The following is a 26,775-nucleotide window of genomic DNA, read 5'->3' on the forward strand; positions in this document are numbered from 1 at the left end:
TCGAAGTCCTCGATGTCCGAGAGGCGGTGTCCGGAAAGAAGGGCGTGGAGCGACCCAGACTCCATCCAACCGGGACGGGCGCCAGGGGACCATGACCCGATCGACCCAGATGAACTAGTCGGAAATGACTAGTCCATCTGTCCGACGCCGGCTCGCGGCCGGCGTCGGCCGGTCGTCAGGCGGACTTCTTCTTCTTCGCCTCGGACTCGCGTGGCACCAGGGTCGGGGCCACGTCGTCGATGACCACCTCGCGGGTCACGATGACCTTGCTGACGTCGCCGCGCGACGGCACTTCGTACATCACGTGGAGGAGCACCTCCTCGATGATCGCGCGGAGTCCGCGCGCGCCCGTGCCCCGCTCGAGTGCCTTGTCGGCGATCGACTCGACCGCCTCGGCGGTGAACTCCAGCTCGACGCCGTCGATGTCGAAGAGCTTCTGGTACTGCTTGACCAGCGCGTTGCGGGGCTCGGTGAGGATCTGCACCAGCGCCGCCTGGTCGAGCTTGGAGACCGACGCGATCAGCGGCAGGCGGCCGATGAACTCCGGGATCAGCCCGAACTTGGTGAGGTCCTCGGGGCGCACCTGGGACAGCAGGTCCTCGGCCTCGCGCTCGGCCTGCCCGCGCACCTCGGCGGTGAAGCCCAGCGTCTTCTTGCCGACCCGCTGCTCGACGATGTGCTCGAGCCCGGCGAAGGCGCCGCCGACGATGAACAGGATGTTCGTGGTGTCGATCTGGATGAACTCCTGGTGGGGGTGCTTGCGCCCACCCTGGGGAGGCACCGAGGCCGTGGTGCCCTCGATGATCTTCAGCAGCGCCTGCTGCACGCCCTCGCCGGAGACGTCACGGGTGATCGAGGGGTTCTCGGCCTTACGGGCCACCTTGTCGATCTCGTCGATGTAGATGATGCCGGTCTCGGCCTTCTTGACGTCGTAGTCGGCGGCCTGGATCAGCTTGAGGAGGATGTTCTCGACGTCCTCACCGACGTAGCCCGCCTCGGTGAGCGCGGTGGCGTCGGCGATCGCGAACGGGACGTTGAGCATCCGGGCCAGCGTCTGGGCGAGGTAGGTCTTGCCGCAGCCGGTCGGGCCGATCACCAGGATGTTGGACTTGGCGACCTCGACCGACTCCTCCTTGCTGTGCTTGCCCGCGACGGGCTGGAGGCCGGCCTGGACCCGCTTGTAGTGGTTGTAGACGGCCACCGCCAGCGACTTCTTCGCCTGCTCCTGGCCGATCACGTAGGAGTTGAGGAACTCGAAGATCTCCCGCGGCTTGGGCAGTTCCTCGAGACCGACCTCGGCGCCCTCGCTGAGCTCCTCCTCGATGATCTCGTTGCACAGATCGATGCACTCGTCACAGATGTAGACACCGGGACCGGCGATCAGCTTCTTGACCTGCTTCTGGCTCTTGCCGCAGAAGGAACACTTCAGCAGGTCCCCTCCGTCACCGATGCGTGCCACGGGCGGTCATCCTCCGGTTCGAAATCCAAAGATCTTCAAAGCCCCTCGACGGTACCCCGTCCCGCCCCCGGACGGGGGCGGGACACGAGGTTCGCGTCGACGAGCTGATGGGTCAGGCCGAGAGTGCGGGCGTGCCCTTGCGCGACTCGACCACCGCGTCGATGAGGCCGTACTCGACGGCCCCCTCGGCGGTGAGGATCTTGTCGCGCTCGATGTCCTTGGAGACCTGCTCGATGCTGCGACCGCTGTGGTCGCTGATCATCTTCTCGAGCAGCTCACGCATCCGCAGGATCTCGTTGGCCTGGATCTCGATGTCCGAGGTCTGGCCGAACGTGCCCTCGGTGTAGGGCTGGTGGATGAGGATCCGGCTGTTCGGCAGCGCCATCCGCTTGCCGGCGGCACCGGCGCCCAGCAGGATCGCGGCGGCCGAGGCGGCCTGCCCGATGCAGACGGTCTGCACGTCGCACTTGATGAAGTTCATCGTGTCGTAGATCGCCGTCAGCGCGGTGAACGAGCCACCGGGGCTGTTGATGTAGATCTGGATGTCCTGGTCGGGGTTCATCGACTCCAGGCACATCAGCTGGGCGATCACGGCGTTGGCGACGTCGTCGGAGATCGGGGTGCCGAGGTAGATGATGCGGTCCTCGAACAGCTTGGCGTAGGGGTCGATGCGACGGAAGCCGTACGACGTCCGCTCTTCCCACTGCGGGATGTAGTAGTTCATGTCGATCAACCCTTCTCGTGGGCCGGGCGGCCGTGGTCGGCCGCGTCGCGGGCGCTCTTGACCACCTGGTCGACCAGGCCGTACTCCACGGCCTGCTCGGCGGTGAACCAGCGGTCCCGGTCGGCGTCGGCCTCGACCTGCTCGACCGGCTGGCCGGTGTGCTCGGCGATCAGCTCGAGCAGGACCTTCTTGATGTGCAGCGACTGCTGGGCCTGGATCTTGATGTCCGAGGCCGAGCCACCCATGCCGGAGGAGGGCTGGTGCATCATGATCCGCGCGTGCGGCAGCGCGTAGCGCTTGCCCTTGGTGCCGGCGCAGAGCAGGAACTGGCCCATCGACGCCGCCAGGCCCATGCCGACCGTCGCCACGTCGTTGGGGATGTAGTTCATCGTGTCGTAGATCGCCATGCCGGCGTCGACGGAGCCACCGGGGCTGTTGATGTGCAGGAAGATGTCGGCCTCGGGGTCCTCCGCCGAGAGCAGCAGCAGCTGCGCACAGATCGCGTTCGCGTTCTGGTCGCGGACCTCGGAGCCGAGGAAGACGATCCGCTCACGAAGCAGGCGCTGGTAGATGTGGTCGTCGAGGACGTTGAAGCCCGACGCCCCGTTCATCTGGGGCGCGAGGCTGGGGCTGGGATTCTGGGTCACGAGAGCGACCCTAGTCGCAAGCGGGGACACTTCCACGGTTTGCCCCTCGCTGTTCGCCGACAGCAGATTTCAGGCCAGCCAGGCGGTCAGGGCCCGGTGCACCTCGGGGTGGTTCAACAAGCCGAAGTGGCCGGTGCCGCCGACGTGCAGCAGGTCCGCCCCGGGGAACAGCTCCCGGCCCCGGGCGTCCCGGCCGTACGCCGACTCCGGGCGCACGAGCAGGTCGCCGAGGACCTCCGCGAGGGGGTGGCCCGCCGAGCGCGTCAGCGTCGCGGCGACCAGGTGGTAGCGCGCGTGCGGGAGCGGTGGGACGTCCTCGGTGAGCCCGGCCACGAGGTCGTGCACGCCTATGGAGCGCCAGTCCAGGATCCGGCCGAACGCGGCGGTCTCCGGCAGCACGGCCATCCCGCGGCTGCCGTGGCCCACGCCCCGGGCCAGCGGCGCGCCGAGGTGCGGCGTACCGAGCGTGACCACGTCGGAGACCCGCTGCGCCCACGGCCGCTCGGCCGTGGCGGCGACGGCGCCCGCCGCCCGCATCACCAGCCCGCCCATCGAGTGCCCGACCAGCGCGATCCGCTCGACCTCGACCGGCCACTGCTCGACGAGGTGCTGCAGCAGCGCCGAGAGCCCCGCGCCGTTCTCCCGCAGCCCCAGCCCGGTGTTGGCGCGCAGCAGCACCGGCGTCCAGCCCGCGGCCGCCAGCGTCTCGGCGTAGGTCGCGCCGACCTGCTCCCGCCCCCTGCCCCAGTGGGACTCGTCCTCGCACAGGCCGTGGAGCAGCACCACCACGCGACCGGTCGCGTCCGGGAAGGCCTCCGCCAGCGCGTCGGCCCGCGGGACCACGTCGCGGCCGCCCACCCGCACCGCCAGCGGGATGGCCATCAGCGGCCGCTCGTCTCGCAACCGGTCGCCGATCAGCCCGTTGACCGCCGAGGCCAGGAACCGACCGGCGGGCCGCTCGTCGAGGCGCGGTCCGAGCCCGGTCGCGGCCGCCCGGTCCAGGCCGCGGGAGGTCGCCCGCAGCCCGGCGGAGAGCCCGCCGTACACCGCCGCCGCGATCCCGCGGTGCGCCAGGTGCGGCACCGCGGCCGCGGGGCCCGTCGTACGACGGGTCAGGCCGTGGAACCGGTCGGCCCAGGCGAGGTGGGTGTCGCGGACCGTGTGGACGACCAGCTCGTCGGCGACCTGCGAGAGCAGGGACAGGGCATCGAGCAGGCCCGGCTCGGTGGTGGGACGACCTCGCGTGGGGGACACGGCCGCACCGTACCCAATCGAGTGCACGGATGTGCACCGAATGCCGCCCGCCCGGCGTGGCGCGCACCGTGGCCCGGCGTGGCGAGGTCGCGGCCGCAGGAGGCCCGGGGCCGGGGCGCCCGACTTGTCAGGCTCTTCTCTCGGTTGGGGGCCGTTGCAACGGCCCCCAACCGAGAGACTCCCCGGCTGGCCGGGGATTCCTGCAGCGACCTGCAGCGACCGGCCCCCAATGACACCGACCCGCCGGGAGCTCCCGGCGGGTCGGTGGTCAGGCTTGGGTGAGCGCGAAGGTCAGGCCTTGTCGGCCGACTCCTCGGTGGCCTCAGCCTCGGTGGCCTCGGCGTCGGCTGCCTCGGGAGCAGCCTCCTCGGCGGCCTCGGGCTCACCGATGGTGCCGTCGGGGCGCAGGTTCTTCAGCTCCACCACGTTGCCCGAGGCGTCCTTGACGACCGCGGCCTCCACGATCGTGGCCAGCGCCTTGCCGCGCAGGATCTCCTGGACCAGGTCCGGGATGTGGTTGTGCTCGAACATGTGGTTCGCGAACTCCTGCGGGTCCTGGCCGGACTGCTGGGCGCGACGCACGAGGTGCTCGGAGAGCTCCTCCTGGCTGACGTTGAAGTCCTCGGTCTTCGCGATCTCGTCCAGGACGAACTGGGCGGCCACCGCGTCGCGGACCCGGCGCTCGAGCTCGGCCTCGAACTCCTCCTGGGTCTGCTTCGCGTCCTCGAGGTACTTCTCCATGGTGATGCCGGCGTACATCAGCTGCTGCTCGATGTTCTGGCGCCGGGCGTTCAGCTCGTCGGTGACCATGGTCTCGGGCAGCGGGATCTCGACCTTCTCCAGCAGGGCCTCGAGCACCGCGTCGCGGGCGGCGGCGGCCTGCTCGAGGCGCTTGCCGCGACCCAGGCGCTCACGCACGTCGGCCGCCAGCTCCTCGGCGGTGTCGAACTCCGAGGCCATCTGGGCGAACTCGTCGTCGAACTCCGGCAGCTCCTGCTCCTGGACCTGGGAGACGGTGACCTCGACCTCGACCTCCTCGCCGAGCAGGTCACCACCGACCAGCTGCGAGGAGAAGGTCTTGGTCTCGCCGGCCTTCATGCCGGTCAGCGCCTCGTCGAGACCGTCGAGCATGCCGCCGCGGCCGACCTGGTAGGACATCCCGGCGACCTCGGCGCCCTCGAGCACCTCGCCGTCCTTGCGGGCCTGGAGGTCCATCACCACGAAGTCGCCGTCCGCGGCCTCGCGCTCGACGTCGTTGAGGGTGCCGAAGCGCTCACGCAGCGCCTTGACCTGCTCCTCGACGTCCTCGTCGGAGACCTCGATGTCCTCGACCTCGGCCTCGAGGCCGTCGTACGCCGGGATCTCGACCTCGGGACGCACGTCGACCTCGGCGGTGAACTCGAGCGTGGCGTTGTCCTCGAACTTGGTGACCTCGATGTCCGGCTGCGCCAGCGGCGTCAGGGAGTTCTCCTGCAGCGCCTCGATGTACTTCTGGGGCAGCACGTCGTTGATGGCCTGGTCGAGGACCGCACCGCGACCGACCTGGCGGTCGATCACCATCGGCGGCACCTTGCCGCGGCGGAAGCCGGGCACGTTGATCTGCTGGGCAATCTTCTTGTACGCCGCGTCGAGGCTCGGCCTGAGCTCCTCGAAGGGCACCTCGACGGTCAGCTTGGCCCGGGTCGGGCTCAAGGTCTCGACGGCGCTCTTCACAGGTTGTCTCCTCATCTGGGGTTCCGGTTGTGCGTCGGGGCGACAGGACTCGAACCTGCGATCTCCTGCTCCCAAAGCAGGCGCGCTAGCCACTACGCTACGCCCCGCCAAGTCGCCCCGAGAGGCTCCTTGGAGCGGATGACGGGAATCGAACCCGCGTAGCCAGTTTGGAAGACTGGGGCTCTACCATTGAGCTACATCCGCGCGCGAGATCGCCCTCCCCTCGGGGTCGAAGGGGGGAGTCCGCCGGTGTCATCGTGCCACAAGGCCGGCCGACCTCCCCAACCGAGGCGGACCCGACCGGTCCCCGGCTCGCCGGCCCGGCGCCGACCGCGTGGCGCCTCAGGCCCGATGGACCAGCAGCAGCGCGCGGTCGTCGTTGTCGGAGCCCACCGCGTCGACCAGCCGGGCCGCCCCGCCCTCGAAGCCGCCCCGCAGCAGGCGCTCGGCCTGCCCCAGCAGCCGGTCGATGCCCAGGCTGATGTCGCGTCGCGGGGTCTCCACCAGACCGTCGGTGTAGAGCAGCAGCGCGTCCCCCGGCCGCAGCACGCCCTCGACCACCGGGAACTCGGCGTCCTCGATGAGCCCCAGGACCGGCCCTTCGATGTCCAGCACCGACCAGCGCCCCGCCCCCGCGGCGAAGTGCACGGCCGGCGGGTGGCCGGCCGAGTGCAGCTGGAACGCCCCGCTGACCAGGTCGAGCGAGAGGTGCACGGCCGTGGCGAAGCCCTCCTCCCACTCCTGGCGCAGCAGGTAGTCGTTGGAGGCGCGCAGGAACTCCGCCGAGGGCAGCGAGGTCAGCAGCCCCCCGCAGGCGCCGGAGAGCAGCAGGGCCCGGGTGCCGGCCTGCTCCCCCTTGCCGGACACGTCGACGACCACCACGTCGAGCCGGTCGCCGGCGCGCGACTTGGCCGCGACGATGAAGTCCCCGGCGAACGGCGTGCCGCCGGACGAGCGGAGCGCGGACTCGGCGTACCAGCCCGCCGGCAGCGGCGGGATGCCGCCCTGGCTGAGGATCCGGTCGCGCAGGTCGACCAGCATCGACTCCCCCAGCGCGCCGGCGACCCCGAGGCGCGAACGGCGGAAGCTGGTCAGCAGGATGATGAAGCTGAGCAGGAACAGGATCGTCACCGCGCCGACGGTGCGGGCGTCCAGGTGCGGCCGCGTGGTGAGCAGCAGCATCAGCACGACCAGCACGAACACCACGAACCAGGGCAGCTGCCGGGGTCCGAGCAGCAGGCTGCCGACCAGCAGCGGCACCACCAGGGCACTCAGCGGTACGACGTCGAACCGGTCGATCAGCCCGGCGATGAGCAGGGTGCCGATCACCAGCCCCGTGGTGGTCCGGCCCTCGGGTCTCGAGGCGCGCCGGAGCAGGCCGTTCCAGGCACGACGCGTCCCGGTGGGACGGGCCGGCCTCAGGGGCTCGCGCAGCGCGGTCATGGTCGGATCCTCGGGCTTGGTCGGTTCACTCTACGGCGCGGGAACGGAAGCGCGGCTGGCAACGCGCACACCAGAAGAGGTTGCGCCCGAGCAGCTCCTCGGTCCGCACGGTCGCGCCGCAGACGTGGCAGGGCTGCCCGGCACGACGGTAGACGTAGACCTCGCCCCCGTGGTCGTCGACCCGCGGCGGCCGGCCCATCGCCTCCGGCGTGTGCTCGGGCCGCACGGTGTCGATGCGTCCGGTCCGCACGCCCTCGGCCATCAGCTCGACCAGGTCCGCCCACAGGACCCGGAACTGGCCGACCCGCAGGCTCTGGCCGGGTCGCAGCGGGTGCATCCGGTGCCGGAAGAGCAGCTCCGCGCGGTAGACGTTGCCGACGCCGGCGAGCACGGTCTGGTCCATGAGCAGCCCGCCGATCGGCGCGCGGCTGCGGCGGACCCGGGCCCAGGACGGCTCCCAGCTCGCGTCCGGGCGCAGCGGGTCCGGCCCGGAGCGCGCCACGACCGCGTCGCGCTGCTCGGTGGTCACGAGCTCGCAGGTCGTCGCGCCCCGGAGGTCGGCGTACGCCCGCCCGTCCCTGGAGACCAGCCGGAGCCGCACCTGCCCGACCGGCGGCGGCACCTGATCCACGGCACCGGACAGGTCGCGGTGCACGGCGAACTGGCCGTAGAGGCCGAGGTGCACGTGCACGAACCGTTCCTCCGCGAACTCCACGAACAGGTGCTTGCCCCAGGCCTCCGCGCCCTCCACCCGCCCGCCGTCGAGGATCGCGGCGGAGTCGGCGAACCGGCCCTGCGGGCTCGTCACCCGCACCTCCCGACCGGCGAAGGCCTCGGTGAGCCCGCGGGCCAACCGGTGGAGCGTGTGCCCCTCAGGCATCGGCCGCCGGGCCCCCGAGGGCGGACTCGGGCAGCGGCGGCAGCTCGCGCGTGGTCTCGTAGACCGCGAGCTGGCCGATCCGGCGCACGTGCCGCTCCTCGCCGGAGAACGGCGTGGTCAGGAACACCTCGACGAACCTGGTCATGTCCGCCAGCGGGTGCAGCCGGCCGCCGACGGAGACGACGTTGGCGTCGTTGTGCTCCCGCGCCAGCGCCGCGGTCTCCTCGGACCAGACCAGCGCGGCGCGGACGCCGATCACCTTGTTGGCCGCGATCTGCTCCCCGTTGCCGGAACCCCCGATGACCACGCCGAGGCTGTCGTGCCCCTCGGCCCGCTCCGCCGCGACGGCCTCGGCCGCGCGCAGGCAGAAGACCGGATAGTCGTCGACGGCGTCGTAGACGAACGGCCCGTGGTCGACGGCCTCGTAGCCGTGGTCGGCCAGCCAGGTGAGCAGGTGGTCCTTCAGGTCGAGTCCGGCATGGTCGGAGCCCAGGTGCACGCGCATGGCGGAGATCTTCTCAGAGGGGCCGCGCCGGGAGCCGGCCACCTGCCCCAGGATCCTGTGCGGCGGGGGCCGGCCGTCAGTCGCCGGCCAGCCGCGCGAGCTCCTCGTCGACGACCGAGGGGTCGAGCTTGGTGAAGACCGGGGTGGGCTTGGCGACCGGGGTGCCGACCACGAGCGGGTGCCGGTGCCAGGCCGGGGCGCCGGTGTAGTCGCCGGTGATCACCGGGTACGGCGCACCGCCGTCGAGGTCGTCGACCTCCTCGATGCGCGGCATCGGCGCGATCTCGCCCTTGCCGCCCAGCGCCCGGTCGACCTCGTTGGCCGCGAACGGCAGGAACGGGGCCAGCACCAGGTTGAGGTCGGCCACGCACTGGGCCACGACGTGCAGCACGGTGCCGAGCCGCTCGCGCTGCTCCTCGCCCTTGAGCTTCCACGGCTCGGTGTCGGAGACGTACTTGTTGACCTCGGCCACGACCCGCATCGCCTCGCCGACCGCCTGCTTCTGCCGGTGCCGCGCGATCAGGTCCCCGACCACGTCGAAGGCCCTCTCGGTGGCCGCGAGCAGCGCCTCGTCCTCGGCGGTGAGCGCGCCCGCCGGCGGGATCTCCCCGAAGTTCTTGGCGATCAGGTTCGCGGTCCGGTTGACCAGGTTGCCCCACCCGGCGACCAGCTCGTCGTTGGTGCGCCGGACGAACTCCGACCAGGTGAAGTCGGAGTCCTGGTTCTCGGGCCCGGCGGCGGCCACGAAGTAGCGGAACGCGTCGGCCTGGTAGCGGCTGAGCAGGTCACGCACGTAGATCACGACGCGCTTGGAGGAGGAGAACTTGCGGCCCTCCATCGTGAGGAACTCCGAGGAGACCACCTCGGTGGGCAGGTTGAGCTCGCCGTAGGTCCGCGGCGATCCCCCCTTGGCGCCCTTGCCGGAGTAGGCCAGCAGCTCCGCGGGCCAGATCTGGCTGTGGAAGGTGATGTTGTCCTTGCCCATGAAGTAGTAGGACAGCGCGGTCTCGGTCCCTGAGCCGGTCGCAGGGTTCCACCACCGGCGCCAGGCCTCGGGGTCGCCGCTGCGGCGGGCCCACTCGATCGAGGCGGACAGGTAGCCGATGACGGCGTCGAACCACACGTAGAGCTTCTTGGTCGGGTTCTCCCGCCACCCGTCGAGCGGGACCGCGATCCCCCAGTCGATGTCGCGGGTCATCGCCCGCGGGCGGATCTCCTTGAGGATGTTCTGGCTGAACCGGATCACGTTGGGCCGCCAGGTGCCGGACGCCTCGCGCTCGTCGAGCCACTCCCCCAGCGCGTCGGCCAGCGCGGGCAGGTCGAGGAAGAAGTGCTGCGACTCGACGAACTGCGGCACCTCGCCGTTGATCTTGGAGCGGGGGTTCTTCAGGTCGATCGGGTCGAGCTGATTGCCGCAGTTGTCGCACTGGTCGCCGCGCGCACCGTCGTACCCGCAGATCGGGCAGGTGCCCTCGATGTAGCGGTCGGGCAGGGTGCGACCGGTCGACGGCGAGATCGCGCCGAACGTCGTCTGCTCGACGAAGTAGCCGTTCTCGTAGACGCCGAGGAACAGCTCCTGCACGACCGCGTGGTGGTTGCGGGTGGTCGTGCGCGTGTAGAGGTCGTAGGTGCAGCCCAGCGAGGCCAGGTCCTCGGCGATGATCCGGTGGTTGCGGTCCGCGAGCTGCTGGGGGGTGAGCCCCGCCTCGTCGGCCGCGATCAGGATCGGCGTGCCGTGCTCGTCGGAGCCGGAGACCATGAGTACGTCGTGGCCCGCCATCCGCATGTATCGGCTGAAGACGTCGGAGGGCACGCCGAAGCCGGCCACGTGGCCGATGTGGCGCGGGCCGTTGGCGTAGGGCCAGGCGACGGCGGACAGGACTGTGCTCATGGGCTTGATCCTAGGAGTCGCCCGCGAAGGTCCCGCAACCGAATCCGGCTGGCGTACGTTTCCGTGACATGAGGCTCATCGCCGAGGACCTGCTGCTGCTCCTGCTCGACGACCGGCGAGGGACACCCGCGAGCCAGCACACCGACCTCTGCCTGGGCGGAGCGGTGCTCGCCGAGCTCGCCCTGCTGGGGGCCGTCACGGTCTCCGAGCGGAAGGGGATGTGGCGGTCCGCCAGGGTGCGGGTCGTGCCCGGAGCGGTGGTCGAGGACGAGGTGCTCCGCGACGGGCTGGCGCTCGTCGCGCAGAAGGAGCGCTCGGCGCAGGACCTGGTCCGCCGGCTCGGGAAGGGCCTGCGCGAGCGGCTCGGCGAGCGACTGGTGGCACGCGGGATCCTCCAGCGCCGCGACGAACGGGTCCTGGGGCTGTTCCCCCGCACCCGGTGGCCGGAGGTCGACTCCACGCACGAGGAGCAGCTGCGCCGGCAGCTCACGGCCACGCTGTGCGCCGGCGCCGAGCCCGACGAGCGCACCGGCACGCTGGTGGCGCTGCTGTCCGCCGTCGACCGCGCGCACCGCAGCGTCGACCACGAGGGGCTGTCCTCGCGGGAGGTGCGCCGGCGCGCCAAGCAGGTCGCCGAGGGCGACTGGGCCGCGGACGCGGTCCGCGAGGCCGTGCAGGCGGCGACCGCGGCGACGGTGGCCGCGATCGCGGCGTCCTCGGCCGCGGCGTCGTCCGCCGGGAGCAGCTGAGAGTCGGTCCGCGGCGGTCGCCGGCCGACAGCTCCCCGGCCGACAGCTCCCCGGCCGCTCCTAGTGCCCCTTCGACGGCCGCTTCGGGCGCAGCACGTCCACCGACGCGCGGGCCCGGGGGGCCGCGACCACCAGGGCGCCGTCGCCGGCGTACCTGACCACGACGGCTCGCGTCCCGGCGCGCAGGTCGGTGACCACCAGCCGCGCGTGGCCGCGGCGGACCAGGTCGACGCTCTGCCGGTGCCTGCCGACCCGGATCACCAGGCTGCCGGTGACCTTGTCGAGGCCGGGCGCGGTCACGTTGACCACCACCACGGCCCGCTGCGGCCGGCCCACGGTGCGCACGGCCAGCGTCGGCACGGTCAGGACCTGCGCGGTCGGCTCGGTGGTGACGGTCAGCGGCTTGTAGCCGTCACGGGTCAGCGCGACCTGCAGGGAGAGCCGGGCCCCGACGTCGTCGGCGGTCAGCTGGTAGTGGTCGGCGGTCGCACCGGCGATCGGCGTGCCGTCGCGCAGCCAGGTGTACGCCGCGGTCGCGTCGGCGGGCTCCACGGTGCCCGGGGCGACAGTGAGCGTCTGGCCGAGCCGCGGGCCACCGGGCGCGGCGCCGTCGACGGCGAACGGCGAGGTCACCTTCACGTCCCCGCCGAGCACCGACTCGGTCGGCGGCGTGGCCGCGGTGGCGGGGTCGTACCCCTTCCGGGTCGCAGTCACGACCGCGGTGACGCGGGTGCCGACCTGGTCGGCACCGAGCTCCAGGCTCCAGGTGGTGGCGCCGGGGATCACGACGCCGTCCGACTGCCACTGGACGCTCTTCCTGGTCGTGCCCGGGGCCCAGTCGCCCTTGCTCGCGGTCAGCACCTGGCCGAGCTCGGGGTCACCGCTGATGACCGGGGTCGCGACAGGGGTGATCACCCCGGGGGCGATCGGGTCGGTGGCCGTCGAGGTGGCGATGGCCGAGGCGTAGCCCGTGGCGGTCACGGCCACCTGCACGCTGATCTGCTGGCCGACCCGGCCGGCCGGGAGCGTGTAGGTGGGGTCGGTCGCGCCGGTGATCATCTGGCCGTCGCCGAACCACTGGTAGGCGACCGTCGACGGGGTGCTCGACCACTCGCCGGGTGTCGCGGTCAGCACCTGGCCCACCTGGGCGGTGCCGCTGATCGTGGGCGCGCCCTGGTTCTGCAGCGCGACGTCGTGGAAGTGGATGAAGCCGCTGGGCCAGCCGCGGCCGGACTTCGTGATCCGGCGCCAGTGGAAGTCGCCGCCCCACATGTCCTCCGACACCACGATCTCGGTGCTGGAGACGACCTGCTCCACGTAGGCGACGTGGCCGGCGCTGCCGGCGTACCCGTCGTAGGCGTCGAACCAGGCGATCGCCCCGACGGTGGGCGTCTGGTCGGTGAGGTAGGCCATCGCGTGGCCCCAGTTCTCGGCGTTGCCGCCACCGGTCCAGGGACGGCTGTTCGGCATGCCCGCGTGCACCATCCGGTACGCCGCGTAGTTGGTGCAGTTGTGCCCGCCGTACATCCGCCAGTACATCGTGTCGTTGTGCCTGGCGTACCCCGCGTTGCCGAGGCCGGCGGCCCGGCAGCCGGCGTAGCCGTTGCAGAGCGCGGTGTAGTCGGCGCGGGCGGGGGCGGGAGCGAAGAGGAACGGGACCAGCGACAGCACGAGCGCGGCGACGACCAGCCGCACTCGGGATCGCGGACCTCCCCGGACGATGAGCACTTGGGGACCGTAGGGCCTGCCGTCAAGCGACACGCCGGGGAAAATCTATCTTTACGAAACCGTTACCAACGGTGCCGGTGTGACAGGAGACGACTCACGTGCCGTCTCCTGTCCACCGTACGCCGGGGCTCAGCTGAAGTCGAGGGGCCGGTTGCGGGTGCGCTTGAGCTCGAAGAAGTAGGGGTAGCGCGCGAGCTCGACCGCGGCGTCCCAGACCCGGCCGGCCTCCTCGCCCTTGGGGATCGAGGTCATCACCGGGCCGAAGAACGCGGCCCCCTCGAAGGCGATGGTCGGGGTGCCGACCTCCTCGCCCACCTGGTCCATGCCGAGGTGGTGTGACTTCTTGATGTCCTCGTCGTAGGACGGGTCCTCCATCGCCTCGACCAGCTCCACGGGCAGCCCGGCCTCGGCGAGCGCCGCCTCGACCAGCTCACGCGACTGGGGCTGCTGCTCGTTGTGCAGCCGGGTGCCCAGCGCGGTGTAGAGCGGCAGCAGCGCGTCCTTGCCGAACTTCTGCTCCGCCGCCATCACCACGCGCACCGGGCCCCACGCATCGGCCAGCGCCTTGCGGTAGTCCTCGGGGATGTCCTTGCCCTCGTTGAGGTAGGCCAGGCTCATCACGTGCCAGGTGACGTCGATGTCACGGACCTTCTCCACCTCGAGGATCCACCGCGAGGTGATCCAGGCGAACGGGCAGCGCGGGTCGAACCAGAACTCGGCATTCGTCATGTCCGGGCAACACCATCGGACGCCTATGCATTCCGGAATAACGATTTCACAACCCGGCCCGGACGGGTGAGAGGATGCTCACCATGCCTGGAACCAACCTGACCCGGGACGAGGCCGCCACCCGCGCCGCCCTCCTGGACGTCACGTCGTACTCCGTCGACCTGGACCTCACGACTGGCGAGAAGACCTTCGGCTCGACCACGACGATCCGCTTCGGCTGCACCGAGCCCGGTGCCTCCACGTTCGCGGACCTCGTCGACGCCCACATCCACGAGATCACGCTGAACGGCGAGTCGGTCGACCCGGCCACGGCGTACGCCGACAACCGCATCGCGCTCAGCGGCCTCGCCGCCGAGAACGAGCTCGTCGTGCGCGCCGACTGCACCTACTCCCGCACCGGCGAGGGCCTGCACCGGTTCGTCGACCCCGCCGACGACCGGGTCTACCTGTACTCCCAGTTCGAGGTGCCGGACGCCCGCCGCGTCTACACCACCTTCGAGCAGCCGGACCTCAAGGCGCCGTTCACCTTCAACGTCACCGCGCCCGCCGGCTGGAAGGTCGTCTCGAACGCGCCCGCCCCCGAGCCGCAGGACCTCGCCGGGGACAAGCAGCTGTGGGCGTTCCCGCAGACCAAGCCGATGTCGACCTACGTCACCGCGATCGTCGCCGGTGAGTACCACGAGGTGACGCACGTCTACCGCGGCAAGCACGGCGACATCCCGCTGGGCCACTACTGCCGCCAGTCGCTGGCCGAGCACCTCGACGTCGAGGAGCTGGTCAAGGTGACCGAGCAGGGCTTCGCGTTCTTCGAGGAGCTCTTCGACTACCCGTACCCGTTCGGCAAGTACGACCAGCTCTACGTGCCGGAGTACAACATGGGCGCGATGGAGAACGTCGGCTGCGTGACGCTGCGCGACGAGTACCTCCCCCGCAGCCGCCAGGACCGCGCGTTCTACGAGTTCCGCGTCGAGGTCATCCTGCACGAGATGGCCCACATGTGGTTCGGCGATCTGGTCACCATGAAGTGGTGGGACGACCTCTGGCTCAACGAGTCCTTCGCGGAGTGGGCCTGCTACCACGCCGCCGTCGAGGCCACCGAGTTCACCGAGTCCTGGACCGGCTTCACCAACGCTCGCAAGAACTGGGCCTACCGCCAGGACCAGCTGCCCAGCACGCACCCGATCGCCGCCGACAACTACGACCTGCGCGCGGTCGAGGTGAACTTCGACGGCATCACCTACGCCAAGGGCGCCTCGGTGCTCAAGCAGCTGGTCGCCTGGGTCGGGCTGGAGAACTTCATCGAGGGCGTCCGCGCCTACTTCAAGGACTTCGAGTACTCCAACTCCGAGTTCGGCGACCTGCTCGCCGCGCTGGAGAAGTCCTCGGGCCGCGAGCTGCAGTCCTGGGCGCAGGAGTGGCTGCAGACCGCCGGCGTCAACACGCTGGCGCCGCAGTTCCAGCTCGGCGAGGACGGCGCCTACACCTCGTTCGCGATCCGCCAGACCGCCGCCGCGGAGCACGCCACGCTGCGCCGCCACCGGGTGGGCGTGGGCCTGTACGACGAGGTCGACGGCCGCCTCGTGCGCCGGTCCTCCTTCGAGACCGACGTGGCCGGTGAGCTCACCGAGGTCCCCGAGCTGGTCGGCGTGAAGCAGCCGGCGCTGCTGCTGCTCAACGAGGGCGACCTGGCCTACGCCAAGATCCGCCTCGACGAGCGCTCGCTGGCCACCGTCATCGGTGGCATCTCCACCCTCGACGACTCCCTCGCCCGGGCCCTGTGCTGGGGTGCCGCCTGGGACATGACGCGGGACGCGGAGCTGTCGGCCACCGACTTCGTCGCGCTGGTGCTCTCCGGGATCGCCGCGGAGACCGACGCGTTCGGCGTCAGCCGGATCCCGTCGTACGCCGCCCAGGCCGCCAACACCTTCAGCGCGCCGGAGAACCGCGCGGCGCTGCAGCAGACCTGGGAGCAGGGCCTGCGCAAGCTGCTGGAGAACGCCCCGGCCGGCAGCGACCACCAGCTCTCGTTCGTGCGTGCGTACGCCGCGGCCGCCCACAGCGACCAGGCGCTCGACGAGCTGGAGGCGCTGATCGACGGCACCCGCACGCTCGAGGGGCTCGAGGTCGACACCGACCTGCGCTGGACGCTGCTGACCGCGCTCGCGCGCGCCGGCCGCGCCGACGCCGAGCGGATCGACGCCGAGCTGGCCCGCGACAACACCATCTCGGGCCAGGAGCACGCCGCCGCGGCCCGCGCCTCCCGTCCCACCGCCGAGGCCAAGGCCGAGGCGTGGGAGCTGGCCATCGTGCGCGACGACGTCGCGAACGAGACCCAGCGCAGCATCGTGCTGGCCTTCCAGGCCCACGGCCAGGAGGAGGTGCTGGCGCCGTACGTCGAGAAGTACCTCGAGGCGGCTGAGACCATGTGGGAGGACAAGGGCACCCAGCGCGCGTCCACGGCGCTGGAGTACATCTTCCCCAGCCCGCTGGCCAGCCAGGAGCTGCTCGACCGGGTGGACGCCTGGCTGCAGAGCTCGCAGGCCAACCCTGCGGCGAAGCGCTACGTCCACGAGGGCCGCGATGACGTCGCCCGGGCCCTGGCCGCCCAGGCCAAGGACGCCCAGGCCAAGGACGCGTAGCCTCACCAGGTCTGAGCGGCCCGGCCCCGACACTCCGGGACCGCGGCCACGAGCACGATGAGGGCCCCCACCGGATCATCCGGTGGGGGCCCTCGTCATCTCGCCGAGTCGGCGCATGTTGACGCCGTACGCCGACCGCACGCCCCATCACCGAACGCCGAGTCGGCGCATGTTGACGCCGTACGCCGACCCCGCGGGGCCCACGCCCGCCCCGCACCCGTCAACGAACGCCGACTCGGCGCAGGTTGACGCCGTACGACGACCGCACGAAGCCCAAGTCCCGCCCCACACCCGTCAACGAACGCCGACTCGGCGCAGGTTGACGCCGTACGACAACCGCACGCGCCCCACACCCCGCCCCACACACGTCAACGAACGCCGACTCGGCGCAGGTTGACGCCGTACGACGACCGCGCGCCCCATCACCGAACGCCGAGTCGGCGCAGGTTGACGCCCTACACGACAACCGCACGCGCCCCACGCCCCGCCCACCCGTCAACGAGCGCCGAGTCGGCGCAGGTTGACGCCGTACGACAACCGCACGCGCCCCACGCCCCGCCCCACACCCGTCAACGAGCGCCGACTCGGCGGGATCGCCGGTCGGGCCCGGCGGTCAGGGCTGGGGCTCGGTGTGCAGCGTCTGGGGCGCCTTGGCGTGCTCGGCGAGCATCTCGATGCCGCGCTTGAGACCGCCGACGAGATCACCCTCCGCGAAGCGGGTGCCCATCTCGAGGATGACGAGCTCGACCTCGCTGTCCGTGACGTTGCGGCGCACGAGGCCGCCGGTGACGACCTCGAGGGCGTGCGCCGACGGGTCGACCATGATCAAGATGCTGCGCGAGGGCGCCACCAGCGAGTTGTGCAGCTGGGTGGCGAAGGCCCGAGGGTCGCCGGCAGCACTGCCGACGAAGACCGAGAACTCGAAGCGGCAGAGCGTCTCGGCGCGGCGGATCGCCTCGTCGATCACATAGCGTTCGGCGTCGCTGAAGTCACCAGCGGCCACTTGCGCCACCGGCCTTCGACTCCTCGTTGTCCGGCGCGGGGAGCTCCGAGGTGCCCTTGCTCGGGCCGCCGAACCACTGGCTCTCCCCCGGGTGGGCGCCCGACGAGCGCCGCTCGCCGCGGAGCATGGACGGCAGGTAGACCAGCAGCGTGAGCACGACGTACGCCAGCAGCGGGACGCCGCCGAGCAGCAGCACGGCGTGCAGCGCGGAGACCGACGGCGGGTTGCTCCACCCCTCGGGCACGGCCGCGCTGGCGGGACCCGCCAGACCGACGAGGCCGAGGCCTGCCGAGGTCGTGAGGACGAGGGCGGCGCGACGGACGAAGGGGAGCGTGTGGGTCACGCGCACGAGGATATCGGCATCCCCCTCCCTCGCCGAAGGGAGCCTCGTCGACTGGGTCACACCACGGTGCGGGGACTCGATAACCGCCCCTGCGCCGTGTACATACTGGGCCCCATGTTCGGCCTCGACAGCACCCAGGGATGCGCCGACGGCGAGCAGGTCTGCCAGCAGGTCTACGAATGGACCAACAGCAAACCGCTCGCCCACGCTTCCGACGTCTTCATCGGCAAGCCACTGTCGATCCTCGGGCTGGTGGTCCTGGGACTGGTGATCCGATGGGTCCTGCACCGGCTGGTCGACCGGCTGGTGGCCCAGGCCCAGGACGGCGTGCTTCCCGACCGGGTGACCCGGTTCGGGATGCGGGGCCGCTCCACCGCGCAGGCGGCGGCCGCCCGAGACATGGCGACGGCGACCCGCCGGGTCCAGCGGGCCAAGACCATGGGCGACCTGCTCAAGAGCGTGATCACCGGCGTCCTCGTCGCCATCATCGGCACGATGGCGCTCAGCGAGCTGGACGTGAACATCGCGCCGATCATCGCCAGCGCCGGCATCATCGGCCTGGCCCTCGGCTTCGGCGCCCAGTCGCTGGTCAAAGACTTCCTGTCCGGCGTCTTCATGATCTTCGAGGACCAGTACGGCGTCGGCGACGTGGTCGACATCGGCGAGGCCACCGGGACCGTGGAGGCGGTCAGCCTCCGGGTCACCCGGCTCCGCGACCTCAACGGGACCGTCTGGTACGTCCCCAACGGCGAGATCATGCGAGTCGGCAACATGAGCCAGAACTGGTCGCGCGCGGTCGTCGACGTGCGCGTCGCCTACGACGAGGATCTCGCCCGGGTCACGCGCGTGCTCAAGGACGTCGCCCACGACCTGTGGGACGACGAGGACTTCAAGGGGCGCATCATCGAGGAGCCCGAGGTCACCGGCGTCGAGGCGCTGGACCCCGAGTCCATCACGCTGCGGGTGCTGCTCAAGACCGCCCCGATGGAGCAGTGGGGCGTCGCCCGGGAGCTGCGCCAGCGGGTCAAGGCGCGCTTCGACCACGAGGGCATCGAGATCCCGCTCCCCCAGCGGGTCGTCTGGCACCGGCAGGATCTGGCCGAGGCGCGGGCCGCCGAGGAGCGCACCGCAGAGGCGCAGGCGCCGCGCTTCGGGGACCCCACTCCGACCGCCTGACCACTCCGCGGCCCGACACGCATCGCGGCCGAGACGCACCGCGGGGCGGTGACCCTCTGGTCACCGCCCCGCGTCGTACTCGGCTCCGCGCCGCTCAGGCGAGCGCGGCGTCCAGCGTGATCGTGGTGCCGGACAGCGCCTGGCTGACCGGGCAGCCCGTCTTCGCGGCCTCCGCGGCCTTGACGAAGTCCTCGTTGCTCATGCCGTCGACGACGCCGCGGACGGTGAGCTTGATGCCGGTGATCCCGGTGCCCGGGGTGAACTCGACCTCGGCGCTGGTGTCCAGCGAGGTCGCGGCGGTGCCGCCCTGGGCCAGGCCGTTGGACAGCGCCATCGAGAAGCAGGACGAGTGCGCGGCCGCGATCAACTCCTCGGGGCTGGTCTTGCCGTTGGGCTCCTCGGCGCGGCTCGGCCACGACACGTCGTACGTCCCGAGACCGGAGGACTCCAGCGTGACCTTGCCGGCGCCCTCGAAGAGCGAGCCCTCCCAGCGCGTGGTGGCCTTGCGGGTGGTTGCCATGTGTTCCTCGTTTCGACATAGGCGTGGTGAACGGCTCGAGTCTTCCACGCCGGTGCACGGCCGCCGCCCGGCGCTCGGCACAATGGGACCCGTGACGACCTTCTACGACGAGATCGGCGGCTTCGAGACCTTCCAGAAGATCGTCGCCCGGTTCTACGAAGGGGTGGCGACCGACGACGTGCTGCGGCCCCTCTACCCCGAGGAGGACCTCGGCCCGGCCGAGGAGCGGTTCCTGCTGTTCCTCGTGCAGTACTGGGGCGGCCCGACGACGTACTCCGAGACCCGCGGCCACCCGCGGCTGCGGATGCGGCACGCGCCCTTCAAGGTGACGCCGGAGGCCCGCGACCACTGGCTCACGCACTTCCGCGCCGGGCTCGACGCCGTCGAGCTCACGCCCGAGCAGGACGCGCGATTCTGGGAGTACGTCACGCACGCGGCGCAGTTCATGGTCAACGCGCTGGAGTGACGCCCACGAAGGTTCTCCGAGAAGGTTCCGATCGAGGTGTAACGCCCGGGGCCGGTCGCGACAGGTAGTGAGTGACCAACGCCGACGCGGGCCGTGCGGTCCGCCGACGATCCAAGGAGTCACACCATGCGCAGGACCACCGCAGCTCGGGCCATCGCGGCCAGCGCCGCCATTGCCGCCGTCACCTCGTTCGGGGCGGCGTACGCCTCCGGAGCCCACACCGAGGACCACACCGGCCGGGCCGACACCGCCACCGCGGTCAACAAGAACGGACACGCCGTCGACGAGCACGCCGCCCAGGGGCAGGCACGCGCCGCTCTGGCTCGCGACCAGCACCAGGCGACCAGCGACCAGGGCGACACGACCGGGGACGACACGGACCCCAGCACGGACCCGGAGAGCACGGACGACAGCACGGCCACGGGAGATGACTCGACCACCGAGTCCTCGACCGACGACTCCACGTCGACCGCGGGCGACGACACCACGTCCGATGACACCACCACGTCCGACGACACGTCCGACACGACCTCCGGCGCCTCGTCGGAGCACCCGGGCACCACCCCGAACGAGCACGCCGGCGACCACCCCGACGAGCACGCGGTGGCCAACGGTGACCACACCGCGCACAGCGGTCCGAGCCCCGACGCCGGAGACCACCCGAACGCCCACGCCACCACGCGCGGCGACCAGGCGGACCACGGCCAGGGCGGCGAGCAGTCCACCGAGAGCCACGGCCAGTCCACCGAGAGCCACGGCCACTCCGCTCCGAACGACCAGGGCGACGACACCCAGGGCGACGACACCCAGGGCGACGACTGATCCGCGTCCTCCCCGATCGGCGTCCCGACGGTAGCTTCCCCTGCGCTACCGTCGGGGCGCCCCTCTCCACCCGAGGCCAGTGATGACCGACGACCCCCGACCCGGGCAGCTGCGGCTGCCGGTGCCGACGCTCGAGCCCGCCGACGACTTCGTCGGCCGGCTCGCGACGATCGCGGCCGCTTCCCGACCGGCCGTTGGCGCCGCGCGACGCGCCCGGACCGGCTGGCGGATCGGCGTGGCCGCGGCAAGTGTCGGCGCCGTGGTCGGCGGTGGCACCTGGGTCGCTGCGGCGATGACGGCTTCCGAGCACCACGCTCCCCACCATCACGCGCCCGGCCCGGCCTCCGGATCCACCAAGACCCCCGGCCCGCTTGCTCCGCTCCCCGCCTCCACCAGCGGACCGGACCGGCCCGCCACGTCCGACGGCGCCCGAGGTCCGCTGGCAACAGACGGACCGTCACCGACCGACCGGGGCCCCGGGGCCACGACCGGGACCGCTCCCACCCGGCCCCGGCACACGTTGCCACCCCAGGCGAGCATCCACGCCCACCCCGGGAGCCAGGGTCAGGGCCACGGCCAGGATCGGGGCCACGGCCAGGATCGGGGCCACGGCCAGGACCCCGGGCAGGAGCGGGGCCACGGCCGAGCCCAGGGCAAGCACGGGAACCACCACTCCCCATCGGCCGACCACGGCGGGTCCCACCGGGGCACGGACGCCGGCACGGGCCCGGGCACCCACCCGGACGCGGCTCTGAGCGCAGATCCGGGCGTGCCGTCCGCCGACGACGGGAGCGTCGGCGATGGCCGGGCGATCGACCCCGCTTCCGGCTCCCACAGCGGTCACGGCACCGCAGGCAGCAGCGGCGGCGTCGGACCACTCACGGCTGGATGAGTGACGACGACCTGGTGGCGCGGGCCAAGGCCGGCGACGCACAGGCATGGCGAGAGCTCTACCGCACCCATGCGGGCAGGTTGGTCGTCTGGCTGGGTGTCCGGCCCAGCGAGGATGCCGCCATCTCCTCCGAGGACCTCGCGGCCGAGGCCTGGCTGACCGCCGCCCAGAAGATCCACGGATTCACCGGCACCTCCTCCGACTTCGCCGGCTGGTTGTTCGGGATCGCCCGCAACCTCTCTACCAACTCGACACGGCGGAGCCGGCGCAGGCTCACCGAACCGGTGCCCGAGCTGCCGGACCGCGAGCACGCCGAGGGCCCCGAACCCGCGCTCGTCGCCCGGGACTGGGTCGAGTTCGCGTTGCGGGGGCTGCCGCCGCGCGAGCGCGACGTCATCGCCTGCACCGAGGTGGTCGGCCTGGACGTGGAGAGCACGGCCCGGGCGCTCGACATCAGCGCGGTCGCCGTGCGGGTCGCCCGGCACCGGGCCCTGAAGCGGCTGCGCGCGAAGGACTCAGCGCCTGCTCAAGCGAGCACGCCCATCAGCCGCTCGCGGTAGACCTCGGGCGGCGGCGTCGAGCGCTGGGTCGCCTGGTCGAAGAAGACGATCGAGACGCGGGCCTGGGAGAGCAAGGTGTCGCCGTCGCAGATGACCGACTCGATGGTCGCGGAGCGGCTGCCCACGCGGGACACCCACGACCAGGCGTCGTACGGCTCGGGGCGGAACAGGATCGGCACCCTGTAGTCCACGTCGGTCTGCGCCACCACCATGCTGACCCGCGGCGTGCCCTCGGGCAGGTCCCTCCACAACCGGTCCATCAGCTGGATCCGCGCCTCCTGGAGGTACTCGAAGTACTTCACGTTGTTGACGTGGCCGTAGACGTCGACGTCGGAGAACCGCACGTGCACCGGGAAGTGCCCGATCTCCTCGCGACGCGTCGGCGTCAGGGGCACGCGCGGCGCCCGGTCCCACGGCTCGAGGAACGCCTGCAGCGTCTCCCGCTCGCCCTCGCTGAGGCGGCGCGGACGCTCGGTGGCGAAGACGTACGGCGTGAGCACCGTGGCGGCCCGCAGGTAGACCCGGCGCCCACCGTCCGGCTCGTCGTGGAAGACCTCGTAGGCCATCGTGAACGACGCCGCGCGCAGCTCGGTCACCCAGGACTCGATCTTCACGGGCCGGAACTGGAAGGTCAGCGGCGAGAGGTAGGTGACCTCGTGCCGCACCACCACGACGCCCTCGGCGAGCTCCCCCGTCCGGGCCGCGGGCCCGTGGGTGCGCAGCATGTCGACCCGCGCCTCCTGGAGGTAGTCGACGTACGTGACGTTGTTGACGTGACCCAGCAGGTCCATGTCGGCCCAACGCATCGGGCACTCGTAGACGTGGCGCACGGGCCCGATGGTGCCAGACGCCGTGCCGCGGCCGCGCCGCCGGTCAGTGCGTGAGCGATCCCGGCCGGGCGGCCGTGACCAACGCCTCGTCCGGCCCCACCTCCCACCGTCTAGGGTGACGAGCGCAGCAGATCCCACTCGAACGGAGTTCCCATGCCCGAGGCAGTCATCGTTTCCGCCGCCCGCTCCCCCATCGGCCGCGCGAACAAGGGGTCGCTGAAGGACTTCCGTCCCGACGACCTCGCCGCGCTGATCGTCAAGGAGGCGGTGGGGAAGGTCGAGGGGCTCGACCCCCACGACATCGACGACCTGCTGCTCGGCTGCGGCCTCCCCGGCGGTGAGTCCGGCAACAACATGGGCCGGGTCGTGAGCGTCCTGAACGGCTGGGACGACGTCCCCGGGGCCACGATCACCCGCTACTGCTCCTCCTCGGTGCAGACCACCCGGATGGCGTTCCACGCGATCCGGGCCGGCGAGGGCGACATCTTCGTCTCGGCCGGGGTGGAGACGGTCTCCCGGTTCGCCAAGGGCACCTCCGACCACCTCCCCGGCACCCAGAACCCGCTCTTCGACGACGCCAAGGCGCGCACCGCGAAGACCGCCGAGGGCGCCAGTGAGGGACAGAGCGAGTGGCGGGACCCGCGCGAGAACGGCGAGCTGCCCGACGTCTACATCGCGATGGGCCAGACCGCCGAGAACGTCGCACGGCTGCGCGGGCTGGACCGCAAGGAGCTCGACGAGTTCGCCGTGCGCTCCCAGAACCTGGCCGAGAAGGCGATCAAGGACGGCTTCTGGGCCCGGGAGATCACCCCCGTCACCACGCCCGACGGCACCGTCGTCGCCGCCGACGACGGCCCGCGCGCCGGCGTGACCTACGAGGCGATCTCGCAGCTGCAGCCCGTCTTCCGCCCCGACGGCGTCGTGACCGCCGGCAACTGCTGCCCGCTCAACGACGGCGCGGCCGCCGTGGTGATCATGTCCGACACCCGGGCCGCCGAGCTGGGCGTCACGCCGCTGGCCCGGATCGTCTCCACCGGGGTCAGCGGGCTCTCCCCCGAGATCATGGGGCTGGGTCCGGTCGAGGCCACCAAGAAGGCCCTCGCGAGCGCCGGCATGACGATCGGCGACATCGACCTGGTCGAGATCAACGAGGCCTTCGCCGCACAGGTGGTGCCCTCCTACCAGGACCTCGGCATCGACCTCGACCGCCTCAACGTCAACGGCGGCGCGATCGCGGTCGGGCACCCCTTCGGCATGACCGGCGCCCGCCTGCAGAACACCATGCTGAACTCACTGGACTGGCACGACAAGACCACCGGCCTGATCACCATGTGCGTCGGTGGCGGCCAGGGCATGGCGCTGATCCTCGAGCGGCTCTCCTGACCGGCTCACGTCGTACGGCGGTCCTCCGGCGCCCGCGCGAGGACCGCCACTAGGGTTGGGCGCATGACGGGCTCCCCGGACACACGCTGGCTCGACGAGGGCCAGCAGCGCTCCTGGCGCGGCCTGGTGCTGGGCACGACGCTGCTCTTCGACCGGCTCGACGACGAGCTCAGGCGCACGTTCGACCTGTCGATGACCGAGTACGAGATCCTCGTCCGGCTCTCCGAGCGTGAGGGCCGCCAGATGCGGATGGCCCAGCTCGCCGACGCCCTGGCGCACAGCCGGAGCCGGGTCACCCACACGGTCTCCCGGATGGAGAAGGCCGGCCTGGTCGAGCGCTGCACCTCCCAGGAGGACGGGCGCGGCGTGGTCGCCCGGATGACCGACGCGGGCTGGGACCTGCTCGTGCGCGCCGCGCCGGTCCACGTCCGCGGAGTCCGCGAGCACCTCGTCGACCTGGTCGGCAGCGACGACCTCGCGGCGGTGGGCCGGGTGATGAACACCGTGGCCGATCACCTGGTCCCCGCCCACCCCGAGATGGAGATCAGGTAGCCCCAGCGCGCGCTGGGGCTACCCGGTCTCGCGCGGGCCGATCTCGCGCGGGCTGGTCTCTCGCCGGCGCGGGGTCAGCTCGTCAGTCCCTGGTCAGGCGGCGGTGGGTGACCCGGTGCGGCCGGGCCGCCTCGACACCGAGGCGCTCGACCTTGTTCTCCTCGTAGGCGGCGAAGTTGCCCTCGAACCAGAACCACTTGGCGTCGTCCTCGTCGTCGCCCTCCCACGCCAAGATGTGGGTGGCGACCCGGTCGAGGAACCACCGGTCGTGCGAGGTGACCACGGCACAGCCCGGGAAGTCCAGGAGCGCGTCCTCCAGCGAGGACAGGGTCTCCACGTCGAGGTCGTTGGTGGGCTCGTCGAGCAGCAGCAGGTTGCCGCCCATCTTCAGGGTGAGCGCGAGGTTCAGGCGGTTGCGCTCACCACCGGAGAGCACGCCGGACTTCTTCTGCTGGTCGGGACCCTTGAACCCGAACGACGCCACGTAGGCGCGCGAGTTCATCTCGAAGTTCGCGACCTTGATGAAGTCCAGCCCGTCGGAGACGACCTCCCAGACGTTCTTGGTGGGATCGAGCCCACCGCGGCTCTGGTCGACGTAGGAGATCTTGACCGTCTGGCCGACGTTCAGCTCACCGTCGTCGGGCTGCTCCTGGCCGGTGATCATCCGGAACAGGGTGGTCTTGCCGACGCCGTTGGGGCCGATGACGCCGACGATACCGGCCCGGGGCAGGCTGAAGGACAGGTCGTGCATCAGGGTGCGGCCCTCGAACCCCTTGCCCAGGCCCTTCGCCTCCAGCACCACGTCACCGAGGCGCGGCCCGGCCGGGATGTTGATCTCGGAGGTGTCGATCTTGCGCATCCGGTCGGCCTCGGCCGCCATCTCCTCGTAGCGCGCGAGGCGGGACTTGCTCTTGGCCTGGCGGGCCTTCGGGTTGGAGCGGACCCACTCCAGCTCCTTCTCGAGCATCTTGGCGCGCTTGGCGTCCTTCTGACCCTCGATCTTGAGGCGATCCTTCTTGGTCTCCAGGTAGGTGGAGTAGTTGCCCTCGTAGGGGTGGGCCTTGCCGCGGTCCAGCTCGAGGATCCACTGCGCCACGTTGTCCAGGAAGTACCGGTCGTGGGTGACGGCCAGCACGGCGCCGGGGTACGTCGCGAGGTGGCCCTCCAACCACTGCACGGACTCGGCGTCCAGGTGGTTGGTGGGCTCGTCGAGCAGCAGCAGGTCCGGCTGCTGGAGCAGCAGCTTGCAGAGCGCGACCCGGCGGCGCTCGCCGCCGGAGAGGTTGTCGACCAGCGCGTCCGGCGGCGGGCAGCGCAGCGCGTCCATCGCCTGGTCGAGGCGGCTGTCGAGGTCCCAGGCGTTCGCGTGGTCCAGGTCGGTCTGCAGGTCGCCCATCTCGGCCAGGAGCTTGTCGTAGTCGGCCTCGGGGTCGGCCAGCTCCTCGGAGATCTTGTTGAACCGGTCGAGCTTGCCCTTGATGTCGCCGACGGCCTCCTCGACGTTCTCCAGCACCGTCCTGCCCTCGGTGAGCGGCGGCTCCTGCTGGAGCATCCCCACGGTCGCCTCGGGGTCGAGGATCGCGTCGCCGTTGTTGGCGTGCTCCAGCCCCGCCATGATCTTCAGCAGGGTGGACTTGCCGGTGCCGTTGGGGCCGACGACGCCGATCTTGGCGCCCTGCAGGAACGACAGCGTGACGTTGTCGAGGACGACCTTGTCGCCATGGGCCTTGCGCACGTTGCGCAGGGTGAACACATATTCCGCCATGGTCCATGAGCCTACGGGCACAGCCGCCGTACGCCGATCCGGGGTCTCGGGCGCCGAGGCGGCGGCGGCGCCCCTTGCCACTCCGTGTGCCGTCAACCTGCG

General features: G+C 71.3%; 24 protein-coding genes and 2 tRNA genes. 8 read left to right on the forward strand and 18 right to left on the reverse strand.

The genetic code is table 11. From position 1 onward, the window contains the following. Positions 1-175 precede the first annotated feature (175 nt). The 11 genes from clpX to metG all read right to left on the reverse strand — a co-directional run bounded on the left by clpX (position 176) and on the right by metG (position 10,516). Complete coding sequence (clpX, locus tag BJZ21_RS13315) at positions 176-1,459, reverse strand: ATP-dependent Clp protease ATP-binding subunit ClpX (protein WP_179664201.1); 1,284 nt, start codon at positions 1,457-1,459, stop codon at positions 176-178. A gap of 112 nt (positions 1,460-1,571) precedes the next feature. After that, complete coding sequence (locus tag BJZ21_RS13320; protein ID WP_179664202.1) at positions 1,572-2,183, reverse strand: ATP-dependent Clp protease proteolytic subunit; 612 nt, start codon at positions 2,181-2,183, stop codon at positions 1,572-1,574. A gap of 5 nt (positions 2,184-2,188) precedes the next feature. Next, positions 2,189-2,794 carry an ATP-dependent Clp protease proteolytic subunit gene (locus BJZ21_RS13325; protein ID WP_179665690.1) on the reverse strand — a complete coding sequence of 202 codons (606 nt, stop codon included), beginning with the start codon at positions 2,792-2,794 and terminating at the stop codon, positions 2,189-2,191. 105 nt (positions 2,795-2,899) lie between these two features. Beyond that, a complete protein-coding gene (locus BJZ21_RS13330; RefSeq protein ID WP_179664203.1) occupies positions 2,900-4,084 on the reverse strand; it encodes a PGAP1-like alpha/beta domain-containing protein in 1,185 nt (394 codons plus the stop codon). Positions 4,085-4,375: 291 nt separating this feature from the next. Further along, a complete protein-coding gene (gene tig, locus BJZ21_RS13335) occupies positions 4,376-5,797 on the reverse strand; it encodes a trigger factor (RefSeq protein ID WP_179664204.1) in 1,422 nt (473 codons plus the stop codon). 34 nt (positions 5,798-5,831) lie between these two features. Then, a tRNA-Pro gene (locus BJZ21_RS13340) sits at positions 5,832-5,904 on the reverse strand. Between the two features lie 23 nt (positions 5,905-5,927). Next, a tRNA-Gly gene (locus tag BJZ21_RS13345) sits at positions 5,928-6,001 on the reverse strand. A gap of 138 nt (positions 6,002-6,139) precedes the next feature. Further along, positions 6,140-7,240, reverse strand: a complete 1,101-nt coding sequence (locus BJZ21_RS13350; protein ID WP_179664205.1) for a PP2C family protein-serine/threonine phosphatase — start codon at positions 7,238-7,240, stop codon at positions 6,140-6,142. Between the two features lie 25 nt (positions 7,241-7,265). After that, a complete protein-coding gene (locus BJZ21_RS13355; protein WP_179664206.1) occupies positions 7,266-8,120 on the reverse strand; it encodes an Fpg/Nei family DNA glycosylase in 855 nt (284 codons plus the stop codon). Then, on the reverse strand, positions 8,113-8,625 hold the full coding sequence (locus tag BJZ21_RS13360; protein WP_179664207.1) for a ribose-5-phosphate isomerase: 513 nt from the start codon (positions 8,623-8,625) through the stop codon (positions 8,113-8,115). Before BJZ21_RS13360 ends, BJZ21_RS13355 begins: the two co-directional genes overlap by 8 nt. Before the next feature lie 76 nt (positions 8,626-8,701). Next, on the reverse strand, positions 8,702-10,516 hold the full coding sequence (gene metG, locus BJZ21_RS13365) for a methionine--tRNA ligase (protein ID WP_179664208.1): 1,815 nt from the start codon (positions 10,514-10,516) through the stop codon (positions 8,702-8,704). Between the two features lie 68 nt (positions 10,517-10,584). Here metG and BJZ21_RS13370 point away from each other — a divergent pair, with 68 nt between their 5' ends. Continuing rightward, on the forward strand, positions 10,585-11,265 hold the full coding sequence (locus BJZ21_RS13370) for a GOLPH3/VPS74 family protein (RefSeq protein ID WP_179664209.1): 681 nt from the start codon (positions 10,585-10,587) through the stop codon (positions 11,263-11,265). A 60-nt stretch (positions 11,266-11,325) separates the two neighbouring features. Here the strand turns inward: BJZ21_RS13370 and BJZ21_RS13375 are convergent, their stop codons facing one another. Continuing rightward, a complete protein-coding gene (locus tag BJZ21_RS13375; protein ID WP_179664210.1) occupies positions 11,326-12,960 on the reverse strand; it encodes a CHAP domain-containing protein in 1,635 nt (544 codons plus the stop codon). A gap of 162 nt (positions 12,961-13,122) precedes the next feature. Further along, positions 13,123-13,722, reverse strand: coding sequence for a mycothiol-dependent nitroreductase Rv2466c family protein (locus BJZ21_RS13380; RefSeq protein WP_179664211.1), 600 nt, complete (start codon positions 13,720-13,722; stop codon positions 13,123-13,125). A gap of 83 nt (positions 13,723-13,805) precedes the next feature. Here BJZ21_RS13380 and pepN point away from each other — a divergent pair, with 83 nt between their 5' ends. After that, entirely contained in the window at positions 13,806-16,361 is a 2,556-nt protein-coding gene (gene pepN / locus BJZ21_RS13385) for an aminopeptidase N (protein WP_179664212.1), read from the forward strand. A 613-nt stretch (positions 16,362-16,974) separates the two neighbouring features. Here pepN and BJZ21_RS13390 read toward each other — a convergent pair. Both BJZ21_RS13390 and BJZ21_RS13395 read right to left on the reverse strand, forming a co-directional pair. Beyond that, positions 16,975-17,373, reverse strand: coding sequence for a DUF5130 family protein (locus BJZ21_RS13390; RefSeq protein WP_179664213.1), 399 nt, complete (start codon positions 17,371-17,373; stop codon positions 16,975-16,977). Further along, positions 17,351-17,707 (reverse strand): hypothetical protein, encoded by a 357-nt coding sequence (locus tag BJZ21_RS13395; RefSeq protein ID WP_179664214.1) that lies wholly within the window; start codon positions 17,705-17,707, stop codon positions 17,351-17,353. The genes BJZ21_RS13390 and BJZ21_RS13395 overlap by 23 nt, the downstream gene beginning before the upstream one ends. A gap of 114 nt (positions 17,708-17,821) precedes the next feature. Here BJZ21_RS13395 and BJZ21_RS13400 point away from each other — a divergent pair, with 114 nt between their 5' ends. After that, the gene (locus tag BJZ21_RS13400; protein ID WP_179664215.1) at positions 17,822-18,883 is read left to right on the forward strand and encodes a mechanosensitive ion channel family protein; all 1,062 of its coding nucleotides are present in this window, start codon (positions 17,822-17,824) and stop codon (positions 18,881-18,883) included. Positions 18,884-18,977: 94 nt separating this feature from the next. Here the strand turns inward: BJZ21_RS13400 and BJZ21_RS13405 are convergent, their stop codons facing one another. After that, positions 18,978-19,403: an OsmC family peroxiredoxin gene (locus BJZ21_RS13405; RefSeq protein ID WP_179664216.1), complete on the reverse strand. Its 426-nt coding sequence runs from the start codon at positions 19,401-19,403 to the stop codon at positions 18,978-18,980. Between the two features lie 82 nt (positions 19,404-19,485). Here BJZ21_RS13405 and BJZ21_RS13410 point away from each other — a divergent pair, with 82 nt between their 5' ends. From BJZ21_RS13410 to BJZ21_RS13420, 3 genes are all read left to right on the forward strand, one after another. Continuing rightward, positions 19,486-19,869, forward strand: coding sequence for a globin (locus tag BJZ21_RS13410; RefSeq protein WP_179664217.1), 384 nt, complete (start codon positions 19,486-19,488; stop codon positions 19,867-19,869). A 126-nt stretch (positions 19,870-19,995) separates the two neighbouring features. Further along, entirely contained in the window at positions 19,996-20,691 is a 696-nt protein-coding gene (locus BJZ21_RS13415) for a hypothetical protein (RefSeq protein ID WP_179664218.1), read from the forward strand. 888 nt (positions 20,692-21,579) lie between these two features. Then, a complete protein-coding gene (locus BJZ21_RS13420) occupies positions 21,580-22,143 on the forward strand; it encodes an RNA polymerase sigma factor (RefSeq protein WP_179664219.1) in 564 nt (187 codons plus the stop codon). Here BJZ21_RS13420 and BJZ21_RS13425 read toward each other — a convergent pair. Continuing rightward, entirely contained in the window at positions 22,110-22,973 is an 864-nt protein-coding gene (locus BJZ21_RS13425) for an acyl-CoA thioesterase (RefSeq protein WP_343052136.1), read from the reverse strand. The two genes, BJZ21_RS13420 and BJZ21_RS13425, sit on opposite strands and share 34 nt — an antisense overlap. Before the next feature lie 153 nt (positions 22,974-23,126). Here BJZ21_RS13425 and BJZ21_RS13430 point away from each other — a divergent pair, with 153 nt between their 5' ends. Further along, a complete protein-coding gene (locus tag BJZ21_RS13430) occupies positions 23,127-24,356 on the forward strand; it encodes an acetyl-CoA C-acetyltransferase (protein ID WP_179664220.1) in 1,230 nt (409 codons plus the stop codon). 63 nt (positions 24,357-24,419) lie between these two features. Continuing rightward, positions 24,420-24,908, forward strand: a complete 489-nt coding sequence (locus BJZ21_RS13435; protein WP_179664221.1) for a MarR family winged helix-turn-helix transcriptional regulator — start codon at positions 24,420-24,422, stop codon at positions 24,906-24,908. 82 nt (positions 24,909-24,990) lie between these two features. Here the strand turns inward: BJZ21_RS13435 and ettA are convergent, their stop codons facing one another. Beyond that, positions 24,991-26,673 carry an energy-dependent translational throttle protein EttA gene (ettA, locus tag BJZ21_RS13440; protein WP_179664222.1) on the reverse strand — a complete coding sequence of 561 codons (1,683 nt, stop codon included), beginning with the start codon at positions 26,671-26,673 and terminating at the stop codon, positions 24,991-24,993. Positions 26,674-26,775 lie beyond the last annotated feature (102 nt).

The organism is Nocardioides panaciterrulae, from assembly GCF_013409645.1.
In the GTDB taxonomy this organism is placed as follows: domain Bacteria; phylum Actinomycetota; class Actinomycetes; order Propionibacteriales; family Nocardioidaceae; genus Nocardioides; species Nocardioides panaciterrulae.

Bases quoted from the DNA above. Each gene is read 5' to 3' on its own strand.
- BJZ21_RS13320 (WP_179664202.1), bottom strand. From the start codon at position 2,183: ATGAACTACTACATCCCGCAGTGGGAAGAGCGGACGTCGTACGGCTTC.
- BJZ21_RS13325 (WP_179665690.1), bottom strand. From the start codon at position 2,794: ATGAACGGGGCGTCGGGCTTCAACGTCCTCGACGACCACATCTACCAG.
- BJZ21_RS13350 (WP_179664205.1), bottom strand. From the start codon at position 7,240: ATGACCGCGCTGCGCGAGCCCCTGAGGCCGGCCCGTCCCACCGGGACG.
- BJZ21_RS13355 (WP_179664206.1), bottom strand. From the start codon at position 8,120: ATGCCTGAGGGGCACACGCTCCACCGGTTGGCCCGCGGGCTCACCGAG.
- BJZ21_RS13360 (WP_179664207.1), bottom strand. From the start codon at position 8,625: ATGCGCGTGCACCTGGGCTCCGACCATGCCGGACTCGACCTGAAGGAC.
- metG (WP_179664208.1), bottom strand. From the start codon at position 10,516: ATGAGCACAGTCCTGTCCGCCGTCGCCTGGCCCTACGCCAACGGCCCG.
- BJZ21_RS13370 (WP_179664209.1), top strand. From the start codon at position 10,585: ATGAGGCTCATCGCCGAGGACCTGCTGCTGCTCCTGCTCGACGACCGG.
- BJZ21_RS13380 (WP_179664211.1), bottom strand. From the start codon at position 13,722: ATGACGAATGCCGAGTTCTGGTTCGACCCGCGCTGCCCGTTCGCCTGG.
- pepN (WP_179664212.1), top strand. From the start codon at position 13,806: ATGCCTGGAACCAACCTGACCCGGGACGAGGCCGCCACCCGCGCCGCC.
- BJZ21_RS13400 (WP_179664215.1), top strand. From the start codon at position 17,822: ATGTTCGGCCTCGACAGCACCCAGGGATGCGCCGACGGCGAGCAGGTC.
- BJZ21_RS13405 (WP_179664216.1), bottom strand. From the start codon at position 19,403: ATGGCAACCACCCGCAAGGCCACCACGCGCTGGGAGGGCTCGCTCTTC.
- BJZ21_RS13410 (WP_179664217.1), top strand. From the start codon at position 19,486: ATGGGACCCGTGACGACCTTCTACGACGAGATCGGCGGCTTCGAGACC.
- BJZ21_RS13415 (WP_179664218.1), top strand. From the start codon at position 19,996: ATGCGCAGGACCACCGCAGCTCGGGCCATCGCGGCCAGCGCCGCCATT.
- BJZ21_RS13420 (WP_179664219.1), top strand. From the start codon at position 21,580: ATGAGTGACGACGACCTGGTGGCGCGGGCCAAGGCCGGCGACGCACAG.
- BJZ21_RS13430 (WP_179664220.1), top strand. From the start codon at position 23,127: ATGCCCGAGGCAGTCATCGTTTCCGCCGCCCGCTCCCCCATCGGCCGC.
- BJZ21_RS13435 (WP_179664221.1), top strand. From the start codon at position 24,420: ATGACGGGCTCCCCGGACACACGCTGGCTCGACGAGGGCCAGCAGCGC.
- ettA (WP_179664222.1), bottom strand. From the start codon at position 26,673: ATGGCGGAATATGTGTTCACCCTGCGCAACGTGCGCAAGGCCCATGGC.